This window comes from Paenibacillus sp. FSL P2-0121 (assembly GCF_037975345.1).
GTDB classification, from domain to species: domain Bacteria; phylum Bacillota; class Bacilli; order Paenibacillales; family Paenibacillaceae; genus Paenibacillus_AQ; species Paenibacillus_AQ odorifer.
The window spans coordinates 5190296-5206289 of record NZ_CP150245.1 but is presented as its reverse complement, the minus strand read 5'-3'; the positions used below and the strand labels follow the sequence as shown (position 1 = coordinate 5206289).

8 protein-coding genes are annotated in these 15994 nt (G+C 46.7%); all 8 read left to right on the top strand.

The annotated features are described in order from the left end of the window. Positions 1-191: 191 nt before the first annotated feature. Entirely contained in the window at positions 192-4112 is a 3921-nt protein-coding gene (locus MKY54_RS23055) for a X2-like carbohydrate binding domain-containing protein (RefSeq protein ID WP_339191259.1), read from the top strand. A 338-nt stretch (positions 4113-4450) separates the two neighbouring features. Next, positions 4451-6661 carry a helix-turn-helix domain-containing protein gene (locus MKY54_RS23050; protein ID WP_081388275.1) on the top strand — a complete coding sequence of 737 codons (2211 nt, stop codon included), beginning with the start codon at positions 4451-4453 and terminating at the stop codon, positions 6659-6661. Between the two features lie 271 nt (positions 6662-6932). Continuing rightward, positions 6933-7865 carry an ABC transporter permease subunit gene (locus MKY54_RS23045; RefSeq protein WP_248548341.1) on the top strand — a complete coding sequence of 311 codons (933 nt, stop codon included), beginning with the start codon at positions 6933-6935 and terminating at the stop codon, positions 7863-7865. Between the two features lie 15 nt (positions 7866-7880). Continuing rightward, positions 7881-8783, top strand: coding sequence for a carbohydrate ABC transporter permease (locus MKY54_RS23040; protein WP_036683268.1), 903 nt, complete (start codon positions 7881-7883; stop codon positions 8781-8783). 136 nt (positions 8784-8919) lie between these two features. After that, on the top strand, positions 8920-10545 hold the full coding sequence (locus tag MKY54_RS23035; RefSeq protein WP_339191256.1) for an extracellular solute-binding protein: 1626 nt from the start codon (positions 8920-8922) through the stop codon (positions 10543-10545). 96 nt (positions 10546-10641) lie between these two features. Beyond that, positions 10642-11775 carry an SGNH/GDSL hydrolase family protein gene (locus MKY54_RS23030; RefSeq protein WP_339188078.1) on the top strand — a complete coding sequence of 378 codons (1134 nt, stop codon included), beginning with the start codon at positions 10642-10644 and terminating at the stop codon, positions 11773-11775. Positions 11776-11841: 66 nt separating this feature from the next. Then, on the top strand, positions 11842-13557 hold the full coding sequence (locus tag MKY54_RS23025) for a right-handed parallel beta-helix repeat-containing protein (protein WP_143765002.1): 1716 nt from the start codon (positions 11842-11844) through the stop codon (positions 13555-13557). Between the two features lie 11 nt (positions 13558-13568). After that, positions 13569-15953 carry a glycoside hydrolase family 95 protein gene (locus MKY54_RS23020; protein ID WP_076308192.1) on the top strand — a complete coding sequence of 795 codons (2385 nt, stop codon included), beginning with the start codon at positions 13569-13571 and terminating at the stop codon, positions 15951-15953. Positions 15954-15994: the final 41 nt, after the last annotated feature.

The following is a 15994-nucleotide window of genomic DNA, read 5'->3' as shown; positions in this document are numbered from 1 at the left end:
TTTCTAGTGTTGGAGGAATAATGTTTGTTCCGTTGTTCATTTGTCCCCTTGTTTTTGGGTTATTTGTACGTAAAATGCGGAAATGTACCTATCGTGGAACTCGTTCTTCCTTTATGATCATCCCGTAAAGAAAGCGCTATCAAAGAAATTTTAACCACATTTCATGAGGGGGTAAGGATAATTTGAAGCGAATGGGAAAAAAGCTGGGAATGAGCCTGTTGGTATTTATAATTGCAGCAGCGCAGTTCGGTTTCACAGGAACGCAGGGCAATGTGGCACTAGCAGCTGAGAAAAGTATGGCGCAAAAGCCGTATATGGGCTGGAGCAGTTACAGCATGCAGGTGTACGACGGTGCAGGTAAATGGACCTCGGCCGAAAGCATTAAGAAACAATCGGATGTTATGCATGAGAAGTTGCAAGCCCATGGATATGAATACATCAATATTGATGCGGGCTGGAATGGCGACATGGATGAATACGGCAGACCGATTCCAAGTGAGACCTTATATCCTAACGGATTTCAAGAGGTCATCGACTATGTTCATAATAATGGACAGAAAATTGGAATCTATATGATTCCGGGGGTATCCATCGATGCCTATAATCGGAATCTTGAGATTTACGGGACTGGTGGCCAATGCCGCATACAGGACATTACAGCCAAGCCGCTTACCATTATGGATTATTGGAATTCCTACACTTATAAAATTGATTTCACGAATCCATGTGCCCAGAAGTATGTGGATTCTATTGCCGATATGATTGGCGAGTGGGGCATTGATTTCGTCAAATTTGACAGCGTGACTCCTGGCTCGGGGATTGATAACTTGAGCCGTGATGCGCGCGGCGATGTTGAGGCATGGTCTAAGGCTTTTGACAGAAATAACATCTGGTTTGAGCTGTCCTGGGCGCTCGATCACAATTACGTGGATTTCTGGAAAAAGTATGCCAACGGTTGGCGAATTGACTGGGATGTGGAAGCTTACGATGGCAGTGGGCTGACAGCCTGGCCGAGTATTTCCCGCTTGTTCCCCAAAGCAGCACTTTGGTGGAGGGATGCAGGTCCTGGGGGTTGGAATGATTTTGATTCCCTGAACGTTGGTAACGGATCTATGGATGGTCTGACCAAAGACGAGCGGAAATCCGCGATGACATTCTGGTCAATCTCTTCCGTACCACTGTATACAGGTAATGACATGACTAGGCTGGACAGCTATGGTCTAGAATTGCTTACCAATGATGAGGTGATTGCCGTAAATCAGGCAGGACGTCCAGGCCATCCGGTATCTATGGATACCCAGCAGCAGGTTTGGTATGCCAATAATGGAGATGGCACTTACAGCGTAGCTCTGTTCAATCTGGGCAGTCGGAGTGCGGAGGTGAAAGTCAAATGGAGTGATCTCGGCCTTGAAGGTCCGGCTTCCGTTCGCGATTTATGGAGTTACACTGAGCTGGGAGACTTTGAGAAGGAATTTAGCGGAGGCATACTTGAACCTCATGCGTCACGGATGCTTAAAGTTACAGCATTAGGTGGCACCTCTACAGTCAATGATGATGATACAGGTATGCGCTACAGCGGGGATTGGAAGCGTAATGGCGGCAAAGAGCTGCTAGAAGGAAAGCAGGATTTGAGCATTACGATCAAGGATTCCTCGTCTGCTCCGTCGATGGCTTCACAATCGGATATTACGAACTATGGGACTGACCCGTCTGAGAATTCGTCTGCTGCGAACAAGGCAACGGTCACTAATGTAGTTTACATTAATGATAATGACAGCGGCATTAAATATAATGGCGCATGGCAGGTAAGCTCATCTCGAGGATTGGGTGATTATAAAGACGATGTGCATTATTCCGAGAAGAACGGGGATTCCTTTGAGTACACCTTTACGGGCACTGGCATTGACCTGCTGACCGAAAAGCATGAATCTCAGGGAGATGTGATTATTACGCTGGACAATGAGGCTGCACAGACCGTTAGTGCTTATAAAACAGGATCAAGAGAGGTACAGCAAAATCTGTACAGTGTCTCAGGACTGGCTAACGGCTCTCACACGCTTAAAGTGGTCAAAAGCTCAGGTGATTTTATGCTGCTTGACGCATTTAAGGTGACTACAGAAACTCCAGCAGGAGAACAGAATAGTACCATTACTCCGACATCTGCTCGATTCGACCAAGCAATAGAACAACAAGAGGATGTTACTGTCACTCTGAATTTGAATGGTAATACACTGAGCGGTATTGAAAATAATGGCGAGGCACTTTCGGAAGACGATTTTACGGTGACGAATGATAAATTGACCATTCATAAGCAATACCTTGCGCAGCAGCCGGCAGGCACAACCGACTTGATTTTCATTTTTAACACTGGTGATCCACAGACCCTGTCGATACAAATTAGTGATTCTACAGGCATTCGTTATGTGATGATTAATAACGATGATTCGACAGTTAAGTACAATGGCACTTGGAACCGCAGCAGTGGCAGAGGATTGGGTGACTATAAAGACGATGTGCAATATACGGAGCAGAATGGTGATTCTTTTGAATATACCTTCAGAGGAACGGGGATTCAGCTGTTCACAGAGGTAGATGAGTCACAGGGTGATATGGATATATATGTTGACGATCAATTTAAGGAAACCGTCAGTGCCTATCATCATGGACAAATGTCACTTCAGAACCTTTACAGCATTTCTGGCTTACCGGATGGAATGCACACGCTCAAGGTTGTGAAGAAATCAGGCAGATTTATGCTCCTTGATATGCTTAAGGTAGAAATTCCGAATATGATTAATCCGATCGCTGCCAGCTTTGATAAAGCTGCTTCCGCTCAGGAAGATATTGAGGTGACATTGCTGCAGCAAGCGGAAAGCTTTGCCGGTATTACTAACGGATTATATGATCTGGTTCTCGGGACTGATTATTCAGTAGCAGGTAACCGTGTTACACTGAATAAATCTTATCTTGCTGCACAGCCAGTGGGGACGCTGAACCTTAAGTTTACTGTGAAGGGAGATTATCTTAACGATGTTCACTCCACATCAGTGGACGGTGATTTCTTTGAATATACCTTCAAGGGTACCGGAATCAGCCTGATCACACCTATGGGTCCAGAGCAAGGTGATATGGATATTTATGTGGATGGACAACGGGTCCAAACCGTGAATGCGTATAGTCAGAGCCGCCTGACCCGTCAGGAAATTTATAGTATTTCGGGATTGGAGGGCGGGATACACACGCTTAAAGCTGTGAAGAAATCTGGTGATTTCATGCTGACGGATCAATTGAAATTCACAGTTTCAACGAGTCCTGCTGTATCTCCGACACCAACGCCAAGTCCAACACCAACACCAACACCAACACCGACACCAACACCAACACCAACATCAACGGATTCGGGTGGCTCATACATTCCAGCTCAGCCATCTTCTAAACCTGCCCTGACTCCGACGCCAACTCCGGCAACTGGAAATGAGGATGGATCTGCAGGAAATGGCGAGTCTAATACGATCCGTCATACCACATATATCAAAGGTTATCCGGGTGGGTTCTTCCAGCCGGAGCACGAAATTACGCGTGCTGAGATGGCAACGATTCTTGCCAATGTTGCTGAGAAGGGAGCTACTGGAGCAGGGGTTGTGTTCAGTGATGTGCCTTCTGGTTACTGGGGTGCTGATGCCATAACTAAAGCAGCGAAGATGGGACTAATGAAGGGTTACAGCGATGGCACCTTTAAACCTAATCAACCATTGACGCGTGCAGAAATGGCCAGTCTGGTGACCCTGCTTAGAACGGATTCGACGCAGAAGGGCTCCGGTTTCTCTGACATCAATGGACATTGGGCACAGGCGGCGATTTTGCAAGCCCAAGGTACGGGCATTTTGACTGGTTATAATGACGGGACTTTCCGTCCTAATGCCAAGCTTACTCGTGCCGAAGCTGTTGTGGTTATAAATAGGGCTTTGGGCAGAGGTCCTCTAACCAATGTAACAAATCCACAGTGGGCAGATGTTCCGGCAACGCATTGGGCCTTCGGCGATATTGAAGAAGCTTCGACGGATCATGTCTTTACATCTGGATCAGAGGCCAGAGATCAGAAGAAGAACTGATTGTCTAGCCAAAGCATTGAAGAAGGGGGGCCGTTACTGGCCCCTTTTTTCTAAATGACAGGAGGGCCACGCACTATAGATAAAATATCGGAATTGCCGATAAAAGGCAGTGATAACGGCGTAGATCGCTGTTTTTTTTCCATTTCTGAAGAGGTGCAGGAGGGTGAAGTGAGTTCAAACCCTTGACTATGAAGCAAAATGTTTTAATCTATGGTAATGATAGCGCTATCGAAATGTCATATTGAGGGAGGCTAACTACGCTGAAATATTCCAATATCTTTCGTAAATTTCTAATCTCTTATGTGGTCATTTTGGTCATACCCAGCATTGGCGGGTACATGTCCTATCTAACCTCGATCTCCGTGACACAGTCCATCTCGATTGAGAATGGAGTCACTCAGCTTCAGAAAAGTCAGGAGATATTGGAGCGCCGTATGGCGGAGGTTGAAGGCTTTACCAGGCAATTGGCGGTCAACCAGGAGCTAAATGTTCTTATGAATGAAAGTGAAAATGAGACGAATGTGTATGGGATTTGGAAAACGATGCGGAATGTTTTGACCTTCGGCCAGACTAATGATTTTTTGCAAAACTATTATATTTACCTCGCCAACTATAATCTTATCCTAACCCCAGGTTCGACCTATCGTCCGGAGCATTACTATTCTAATTTCAACTATAAGGATCTTTCGTTACAGGATTGGAGAAAAGAAGTGCTTGAGACAACCCACCGCAGCGAGATCAAGCCACTTAGTGATTTTGTCAGCAGGGGGATGCAAACCTCGGTTATTACCTATATGCAGTCACTCCCCTTGGATAGCTTTAATGATTCCTCGCCGGCTGTCGCAGTAGTGATTATTGATGAAAAAAATATTTCCAGCCTGCTTTCAGGCCTGACCGAGCGATATGGGGGTTGGGTGCATATTAGTGATGCTAAAGGGAATACGATTGTTCTGCAAGGAAGTGATGAGCAGAAAATGGTCAAAATGCTCGACGATCCAGCTTTTGATAAGAACAAGGTCAGTCAGTTTTATAAGGATGATCTGGTGATTACTACCCGTTCCGATTCCAATGGCTGGGTGTATCAGACCGGGATTCCTCAAGATATTTTGATGGAGAATGCTAACAAAATCAAGAGAATCTCCATACAAATTACGGGAGGCACTCTAATTATCGGTTTGATTGCCGGACTGATATTAGCTTACCGTAACAGCGCGCCAATCAACCGTATGCTCAGTGTCATGAAGGAGCAATTCGGCAAAGAAGAAGCCTCGGAGAGAAATGAATTTGACTTTTTGAGCGGCAATATAGCCGATATGATTACCAAAAATAAGCTGCTCGAGTCCGAGCTTAACCGCCAGCTTCCTCTGGTCCGAGATGCCTTCCTGAAACGGCTGATTGCCGGCGAATTCAAAACGCGGGATGAAATTATCTCTGCCGCCAAACAGGCGGATATCAGCATGAATCAGAGTACTGGCTACGTAGGAATTGTTCAGATTAACGGTTATGCGGGTATGGACAGTGTTGAAATTCTGAACGAGCTGAGTGCTTCCCGGCTGCTGCTGAAACAGACCTTGGCTGATCTTGGCGTGGATGTCTTGATGACGGATATGGGCTCTGATAAAGTTGTAACGCTGTTCTTTTCTAGGGAAGACGGAGCTGACAAGGAACAGGAAGCAGCGAATATCACCCAGACGATGGAGGAGCTCGCTACAAATGTCTTTAATGAGTACCGCATTACCATTCTGGCGGGCTTCGGGGATCTATTCACAGAGGTAACAGAGGTTAGCCTTTCGTATGATCAAGCGAAGCAGGCACTGGAATATGCTGTTTATATGAATAAAAAAGGGATTATCTGGAGCAGTGAAGCTCAAATTGAGAATACAACTTATTATTATCCGCTGGATTCGGAGCAACGGTTAATCAGCACGATTCGAGCCGGAGAGCTTGAGGAAGCCAAACGGATTGTGCGTGCGATTATTGCTCAGAATATGGAGCAGCGAGAATTATCCATCGAAATGAAGCACCAGCTTGTCGGGGAAATGAAGGGGACTTTTCTCAAGCTATTGGATCAAAAGGCATTTACCGAATATTCAGATATCGAGAGTGTCAAACGGCGGGTCATAGACATTGGCTCATCAGAGTCGCTTGAGACGATCCAGAACGAATTTTTTGACATTATGGAAGAGCTGTGCGGACTCATTGCGAATAAAAAGAAAGATATTCATATTCAAATCATCAAGCAGATTAAGGACTACACAGCAAAAAACTATTCGGATACGGAACTAACCCTTTACCGGGTGGCGGAACAGGTGGAGCGGCCGGAAAAATACATTTCCCAGCTGTTTAAAGAGGTCACGGGTGTTAATTTCTCCGACCATTTGATAAAAGTCAGAATGGATCAGGCCATCATCCTGCTCAAAGAGAGCGGATTAACGGTGGATGAGATTGCCGTGCGGGTGGGCTACAACAGTTCACATTCCTTCAGACGCGCATTCAAAAGGTTGATGGGTGTCTCCCCGAGTGCCTATAGACAATCTGTGGATGAATAAAAAAATAGGCCATAACATAAGGCTGCACTGTCCACTTTGGATGATGCAGTCTTTTTCTGATTTCAACCCTGCAATTCGGAAAAATGGCCGTTCTACTGCTATTTTGTGCTCCTCAGATAGGGCGATTTGTACGCTGAAGCACCCAAGTGTACCTTTCTTTTGGAGATAAAAGTCATCTATGATCAATCCGTAGAAAGCGCTATCACAAATCACAGACATCTGCTTAGGGGGAATTGTTCTGGAGAAAGAATTAGTACTACATCGCAAGTCGTTGCCGAAAAGCAAAGGCCCCGTATTCTTACAAAATGCTCGCAAAAGCATAAAAAAGCACTGGCAGTTACATCTGCTTGTGATTCCGCCTTTGCTGTTTTTTATCATCTTCAAGTATTATCCGATGCTGAACACTGTCCTAGCCTTTAAGGACTATAACGTCATAAAAGGGATATGGGGAAGTCCATGGGTCGGATTTAAAAACTTTCAGCTCTTCTTTGAGAATCCGCAGTTTTGGACACTGCTCAAGAATACTATTATGCTTAGTGGCTATCAGCTGCTGGCGGGTTTTCCAATCCCGATTATTCTTGCGCTCATGATTAATGAGGTACGGGGAGGAAGGTTTAAGAAATTCGTTCAGCTTGTATCGTTTGCCCCTTATTTCATCTCGACGGTTGTCATGGTGTCAATCGTTATGCTCTTTCTGGCCCCTCGGCTCGGTTTTGCCAACATTGCACTCAACTTCTTCGGACTGGATTCTATTAACTTCCTAGGTGAACCCGGCATGTTCCGTTCGATTTATGTGTGGTCTGATATTTGGCAGACAGCGGGCTACAGTGCAGTCGTATATTTGGCAGCGCTTGCAGGGATAGACCCAACACTTTATGAAGCTGCCAAAGTTGATGGAGCCTCGCGGTTTCAAAAAATCCGCCACGTCGATTTGCCAGGGATTGTGCCAACCATCGTTATCATTTTGATTCTGAATGTAGGGAATGTAATGGCGATTGGCTTTGAAAAAGTCTACCTGCTACAGAACCCGCTTAACCTCGTTAATTCTGAGATCATTGCCACCTATGTCTACCGGGTCGGCCTGTTGAATGCCAATTACAGCTTTGCAACTGCGGTGGGCCTGTTCAACTCCATCATCAACTTGGTTCTCTTATTTACAGTAAACGGTCTGGCGAAAAGAATCACTAAGAACAGCATCTGGTAGGAAAGGAGCTCATCTATGGCAGCAGCAGTTCAAAAAAAGATTAAAGAATCCGTCGGCGACAAAGCGTTCCTGATCACAATCTATATTGTGCTTACTCTTGTGGTAATCGCTGTACTTTATCCGCTTATTTTTATCATCAGCAGCTCAATCAGTAGTCCGGCAGCCGTGACCTCTGGTCGTGTCTGGCTCTGGCCTGTAGATATATCCTTCAAAGGTTTCAAAGTATTGCTGAATACGCCTGAGATTATCACTGGTTATGGAAACTCAATTTTCTACACCGCAGCGGGAACGCTGATTAGTATAACTTTAACGGTCATGATCGCTTACCCGCTGTCTCGAAAAGGTTTTTTCGGACGAAATACACTGATGATGATCATTACCTTCACCATGATCTTCAGTGGGGGGCTAATTCCCACCTATTTGGTAGTGAAGGAGATGCATCTGATCGACACTCGCTGGGCGCTGCTGATTCCGAACGCCATTTGGGTCTGGCAGGTCATTATTGCCCGCTCCTTCTTTCAATCCTCGATTCCGGAGGAGCTTTTGGAAGCTAGTGAAATCGACGGCTGTAGTGATATGAGATTCATCTGGAGCGTGGTACTCCCGTTATCCAAACCGATTCTCGCAGTGTTGGTGCTTATGTACGCGGTAGGTCAATGGAATGCCTATTTCGATGCGTTGATTTATCTGAAATCAGCAGATTTGTTCCCCTTACAGCTTGTCCTGCGAAGCATCATCATTCAGAACAACAGCGCTGGTGGGGCCATGGACGTGGGGAAACTGGTTGAGAAACAACAGCTTTCCGAGCTGCTGAAGTATTCCTTAATTGTGATTGCCACCTTGCCGGTACTTGTTATCTATCCTTTCGTACAGCGTTATTTTGTACAGGGGATGCTTGTTGGTTCCGTCAAGGGTTGATCTTAGAAATCTCTTTTTTGGAAAGGAGGTATGCCCGGAGTACACACTTAAGGTATCATCGTATCACCTGCTAAATTACAAAAGGGAGTGATAATATTTGAAGAAGCAAAGCTTGATAACTTTACTAATTCTGGTCATGGCATTTACGGTTGTAATTAGCGGATGTGCAAATAAAAATACAGATAACACATCCAGCACGCAGCAGGGTTCTGGTTCGGGTTCGTCTGGCAAGCCGGTTGAGATCAGCGTGTTCTCAGTTCAGGAATCCGGCATCGACCTTCCGACCAATAAATTCACAAAACATGTAGAAGAGAAATTTAATTTCAAATTCAACTGGCAGATCAACCCATCGGATGGTGCTCAGGAAAAACGCCAGATCTCACTGGCGAGTGGTGACTATCCGGATGCTTACCTGCTTACTCACTATATTGATCAATTCTCACAGGCCGATCTACTGAAATACGGCAAGCAAGGTGTACTCATTCCTCTAAATGATCTGATTGATAAATATGCTCCAAATATTAAAGCAGCCATGGAAAAGAACTCTGACCTAAGAACGCTTAATACTGCACCTGATGGCAACATTTACGGACTTGTAGCTTATACAGAATGTTTCCACTGTTCCTATCCTAGCAAAATGTGGCTGAATTCTGAGTGGATGAAAAAGCTTAACTTGGAGATGCCGAAGACCACTGAGGATTTCAAAAATGTACTGAAAGCCTTTAAAACGCAAGACCCGAACGGCAATGGCAAAGCGGATGAAGTGCCGCTAAGCGGTTCCATCGAGGAGTTCGGCGTACGGATCGTTCCTTTCTTGATGAACGCATTTGTTTATGATGATGATCGTAATTACCTGAACATGAAGGATGGAAAGGTGCAATCTGCTGCCATTACTCCGGAGTGGAAAGAAGGATTGACCTATATTAAATCCCTGTTTGACGAAGGGTTGATTGATCCGGGTGCCTTTACACAAAACGCGGAAGCTTTTAAGAAAATCGGTGAAAATGCTGATGCAGAAATTCTAGGTGCAGGTGCAGGTATGCACCCAGCGATCTTCGTAAACATCGACCCGGGGAATACCCGTTCAGCACATTACAACCCGCTGCCTCCGATTTCGGGACCTCAAGGAATTTCCTATGCGACTCATGATGGAGGCGGCGTAGTCCCGGGTGCAAAATTCGTGATCACAAACAAAGCAAGTGAAGAAGCACAAATTACACTGATCAAGATGGTGGATTATATGTTCACACCAGAAGGCCAAACGAATGGCGCAGCTGGCCTGAAGGGAACCGATTGGACAGATCCGGTCGAAGGTGATGTGGCGTTGGGTAAAGATGTTAAACCGATGATCAAACTAATTCCAGGTGAAGAAGGCGCAGCACCACGTAATGCAGGCTGGAGTGGTATGGCTCACTTCTATGAGCCTAAAGAATACCGTGATACTTACGTTCAAGGTACCGACATCTTTGCTTCTGATGGTTATGAACGTAGACTGTATGATGCGACTCTGCTATACGAAGGTCATGAGCCTAAAGAGTTATTCCCCATCTGGTCGATCTGGATTGATCCAAGTGAGATTGATGAAGCCAGCTTGCTGCAGACAAATTTGAAAAATTACATCGAACAAAATGAGCTGCAATTCATTACAGGCAACAAGGATCTGAACAAGGACTGGGACGCTTATGTAAAGGGATTGCAGAACTTGAAGCTTGACCGTTATCTCGAAATTTTACAAAAGGCTTATGATACTTCAAAAAAATAAATATTGAAATCAGAATCAGGTGCTGTATGATAGACCCCGCACCTGATTTCTTGATTTCAGGGGAAAATATGGGTTTTTGTGGATGGAGGTTGAGTTATGACAGACGAGAATCATTGCAATCATTCATTTGTAGTTCCGCGCCGTGGACTACCTCAAGTTAACGGCAGGCTTACGGAAAAAGGGACTGTAACCGTTGCCTTTTTAGGCGGCTCAATTACGGAGGGGGCAGGTGCTTCCGAAGCAGACACATATAGCTGGAGAGCACTCACTGGTAAGTATCTTCAGGAGCGGTTTGCGGATCAGGAGTTCCGCTTCATCAACGCGGGAGTGGGGGGGACGAACTCAACTTTAGGTGCTCATCGATTACAGGAGCATGTCCTGCAGCAGGGCACAATTGATTTGTTATTCGTTGAATTTAGCGTCAATGACGGCAATGACCGGGAAGAATCCATTAGAGGGATGGAGGGCATTGTCCGCCAATGCAGGCGGTTGTCACCGGGCACTGATATTTGCTTTTTGTATACAGCAGCAGAGAAGAATCTCTCCGGGAGCAATCCCTTTAATATTGCTGTCCATGAAGAAGTAGCTGAACATTATCAGCTTCCCTCTGTTAATTTTGCAGCTAGAGTCTATGCGCAGCTAGAGGCGGAACAAATGGAGTGGACTAAGCTGGCACCGGATGGATATCATCCCAATGATGAAGGTCATGCGCTGTATGCCTCTTTTTTGCGAGAGTATCTGGAGACAGCGCTTGTTCCTAACAAGACGAATTTGAGTAGCGAAAGCTCTTTAGATATTCCACCTTTGGCGGAGCAAAATTATGAATACGGCAGCCTGCTTGATTTCCGTGCGGCTGATCTTGTGAACGGTTACGAACTTCGCGAACTGGCTGCAGGAGATTCGCTGATGAACTGGCGTTTTGGAACAGAGCATCTGTATACCCATAGCAAGGAGGCTGTTTTTTCTTTTACAGTGACCGGGCAAAGCGCAGGCTTGATGCTGCTCTACGGACCGGATAGCGGGATTTTTGAATATTCGCTAAATGGCAGTTCTTATAAAGCTGTGAACTTATTCGATGAATGGTGTCCGCTTGCCTTTCGGCCTATTATCGCCATGTTTCCGATCCAGGAACAACGTCAAGAATTGCATGTTTCAGTACGCATTACGGGGCTGAAGGATGAACAGAGTAAAGGCACCAGTCTGCGTATTCTGAAACTGCTGCACAATTGATTATTTTAAGCGGAGAGATTATACTGCCAAATATTAAGCGTTTACAAAAAAAGAAAGGCGGTGCCGATGATTACTTCTGCTGAGAATAACGCCTTAACTACTCCTGCTGTAATCCGCCTAACGGATTATGGAGTGCTGCCGGATTCTGGTTTAGACGCGCAGCCAGCCATGGTTCGGGCTATACAGGCTGTCGCTGAAATTCCCGGTCCAGTACTACTGGATTGCCCGAAGGGCTGCTATCATTTCTATCCGGACGAGGCTATCCGCAAACCTTATTTTATCTCAAATACTGCCAGTGAAGAAGAGAACAGGGATGTCACTAAGACCATCGGTATTTTGCTGAAGGGACAATATAATTTAACGCTGGAAGGGAATGGTTCATTATTTATTTTTCACGGCAAGCAAACGATGCTCCTGCTGGATGGCTGCAAGAATGTGGAGATCCGTAATTTACATACCGACTATGCCCGGCCAACTGTGACGGAGATGACGATTACCGAAAGCGGTGACCATTCGTTCGATGTCCAAGTACATCCCGATTCACGTTATGAGATTAGGGAGGATAAGTTGGTCTGGAACGGTGAGGGCTGGAGCTTTTCTGAAGGCCCAATGCAGACTTATGATCCGCAGCGCAATACGACTTGGCGGATGGATAACTGGCTGGAGCAGGCAGACACTGTCGAGGAACTGGAGCCGATGAAGCTCCGTCTGCATTTTAATTTTCAGCCTGAGGTTATTCCGGGGCATGTTCTACAAAGCCGTGACGGCATCCGTGATCAGGTGGGCGTATTCATTACGGAAAGCTCGAACATCACCTTGAGCGATATTGGGCTACATTTTCTGCATGGACTTGGCATCGTTGGCCAGTTCAGCGAGAATCTCAGCTTCCGCCGTATGGATCTCTCACCGCGTCCGGAAACGGGACGAACGGTCACAGGCTTTGCGGACTTTATTCACATGTCTAGCTGCCGGGGAAAGGTGATCATTGCCGATAGTAATTTTTCCGGTTCACATGACGATCCCGTTAATGTCCATGGTACTTATCTGCGGATCGTAGAGCAGCCATCGGCGAATGTAGTAAAGGTCCGGTTCATGCATCATCAGACCTACGGATTTATGGCTTTCTATCCGGGGGACGAAATTGAATTTGTTCGCTCCGGTTCATTGACCACTTATGCGGCTAATGAAGTGGTCGAAGTGAAGCGGCTAAATCCACGCGAGCTTTTGTTGACGTTGGCTCATCCGGCTCCTGATGATATAGGCAGCCATGATGTTATAGAGAATGTTACCTGGACTCCAGAGGTTGAAGTCACTAATAATCACTTCGCGAGAGTACCCACCCGCGGTATTCTTGTGACAACCCGGCGCAAAGTGGAAATTAAGGGTAACATTTTTGAACGGATGCATATGAATGCCATTCTGATTGCAGTGGATGCTGAGTCCTGGTATGAATCCGGCAAGGTGGAGGATGTGATCATCAGCGGCAATCATTTTCTGGAATGTGGAAGTCAAAAGCATCCGGTTATCTTTATTTCGCCGGAGAATGTGGAGATAGATAAGCGTGCTCCCGTTCACCAGAGAATTGTCATCACGAATAACAAGTTTGAAAGTATTGATGTGTTGGCCCTTAGTGCCAAGAGCACCTGCGGACTGGTCTTTAAGTGCAATGGAATTCTGGCAGGCAGTGGTGAGGCGAGTCTTTCGAATCTTGATGATGCGATTGAATTAAATGCCTGCAGTGAGGTTGAAATTACTGATAATTTATTAAATGACAGATGGTGAGGAGAGCGCGTATGAAACTTCAATATGACAAGCCAGCAAATGTATGGACGGAAGGACTTCCAATTGGGAATGGACGTCTGGGCGGTATGATCTTCGGTGGTGTGGAACAGGAGAAAATTAGTCTAAACGAGGATACGCTTTGGTCAGGATACCCAAAAGAGGGGAACAATCCCGGTGCTAAGAACGTTCTGCCAAAGGTGCGACAGCTGATTCAAGAAGGCCGTTATGTTGAGGCGGACACGCTGACCAGAGAAATGATGGGGCCGTATACTCAATCTTATTTACCTTTTGGTGATCTATTGCTTCGTTTTGAGCATGGCAACGTCTATCATTCTTATCAGCGTACATTGGATGTGGAAAATGCGCTGCATCGCATTGAATATCAGATTGGCAATGTTACTTATACCCGTGAGATGTTCGCTTCTCATCCTGATCAGTTGCTTGTACTTCGTTTGACCGCAAGTGTGCCAGGCGCATTGAATGTGCATGCCACGCTGGAAAGTCCACTCCGGCACAACCTTTATCCGCAAGGTGACAGCTTTGTTCTATCGGGAACGGCACCGGAGCATGTAGATCCAAGCTATTTCGGGAGCGACAATCCCATCCAATACGGTGAATTAGGCAGCAGCAAGGGAATGGCTTTCGAAGGACAACTCTCCGTGACGGCGGATGACGGCCAAGTAACGGTTGATGGCAATGGGATTCATTTGCTGGGTGCGACAGCGGCAACCTTTTATTTCAGTGCGGCTACAGGTTTTAACGGGTATGACCTAATCCCGGGAATTGAAGGAAAAGATGCCTCCACCATTGCAGCTTCCTTCTTGGCAAGTGCTCAAGGCAAGTCTTACACCAGCCTGCTTCAAGCGCATATCACTGATTACCGGGCACTTTTCGATCGGGTGAAGCTTCGGCTGGGCAAGCCGCTGGCACCGGAAGGAATGTCAACCGAGCAGCGGATTACGACTTACTCCGCGCAAGATCCGGGTCTAGTTGAGCTGCTGTTTCATTTCGGACGTTATTTGCTGATCGCAAGCTCGCGTCCCGGAACGCAGGCCGCCAATCTTCAGGGAATATGGAATGCCTCTACTCGTCCGCCTTGGAGCAGTAACTATACACTGAATATCAATACAGAAATGAACTATTGGCCCGCTGAGATTTGCAATCTGGCAGAATGTCATGAGCCACTTTTGGATTTCGTCGGCAATCTGGCGAAGAGAGGGGCGGATACCGCTCGGACCAACTATGGCACCCGGGGCTGGGTAGCTCATCATAACTCGGATCTTTGGGCACACACTGCACCGGTAGGTGATTATGGTGATGGAGATCCAAGCTGGGCCTATTGGCCAATGGGCGGCATCTGGCTGACCCAGCATCTTTGGGAACATTTTGCTTTTGGCGGAGATACTGAATACTTGCGGACTTCGGCTTATCCTGTCATGAAGGAGGCGGCTCTGTTCGCATTGGATTGGCTGATTGACGACGGCAAGGGTAATCTTGTGACCTCCCCGTCCACTTCACCAGAGCATAAATTCCGGACAGCGGAGGGTGTGGCTGCGGTCAGCCCGGGTGCCACAATGGATATATCACTGATCTGGGAGTTGTTCACGAACTGTATCGAGGCATCAGTGATTCTTGGAACGGATGAGGCTTTGCGTGAAGAGCTGAAAAGTACCCGTGAGCGTCTATTGCCACTGCAGGTTGGCAAGTACGGGCAACTGCAGGAATGGTTCTCTGATTTTGAGGATGAGGACATGTACCACAGACATACCTCGCATCTGGTTGGAATTTATCCGGGCCGCCAGTTGTCAGAAGAAGAGACCCCTGAGCTATTTGCTGCGGCAAGAACCTCGCTGGAGCGGCGCGGGGATGAAAGCACAGGCTGGAGTCTGGGCTGGAGAGTCGCTTTATGGAGCCGCTTCCGGGATGGAAACCGTTCCTTGCGTCTGCTCTCCAACATGTTGCGGCTGGTGAAGGACGGGGAGTCGGAGCAATATAATCACGGCGGAGTTTATGCCAATCTGCTCGGTGCACATCCGCCGTTCCAGATTGATGGCAACTTTGCAGCCTCCGCCGGGATTGCCGAAATGCTGCTACAATCTCACCGCGGCTATCTCGAACTACTGCCTGCATTGCCGAATGAATGGCAGGAGGGAAGCGTTGCAGGTGTACGTGCCCGCGGTGGCTTTGAAGTCAGCATTCAGTGGGACAACGGCAAGCTAGTGGAAGCGCAGATCACTTCCCTGCTGGGCACAGAATGTGTGATCCGCATGGATACCCCACTTAAGGTAACCTGTGGCAGTCAGGATATACAGTGTGAACGTTCCGCCGAAGGAAGGGTAAGTTTCGCTACAACCGCGGGACAATCCTACAAGCTTATCATTGGTGATCAGCAATAATCCGTTTTATAAGCGTATGAACAGCAGTAGGACCTGAACGT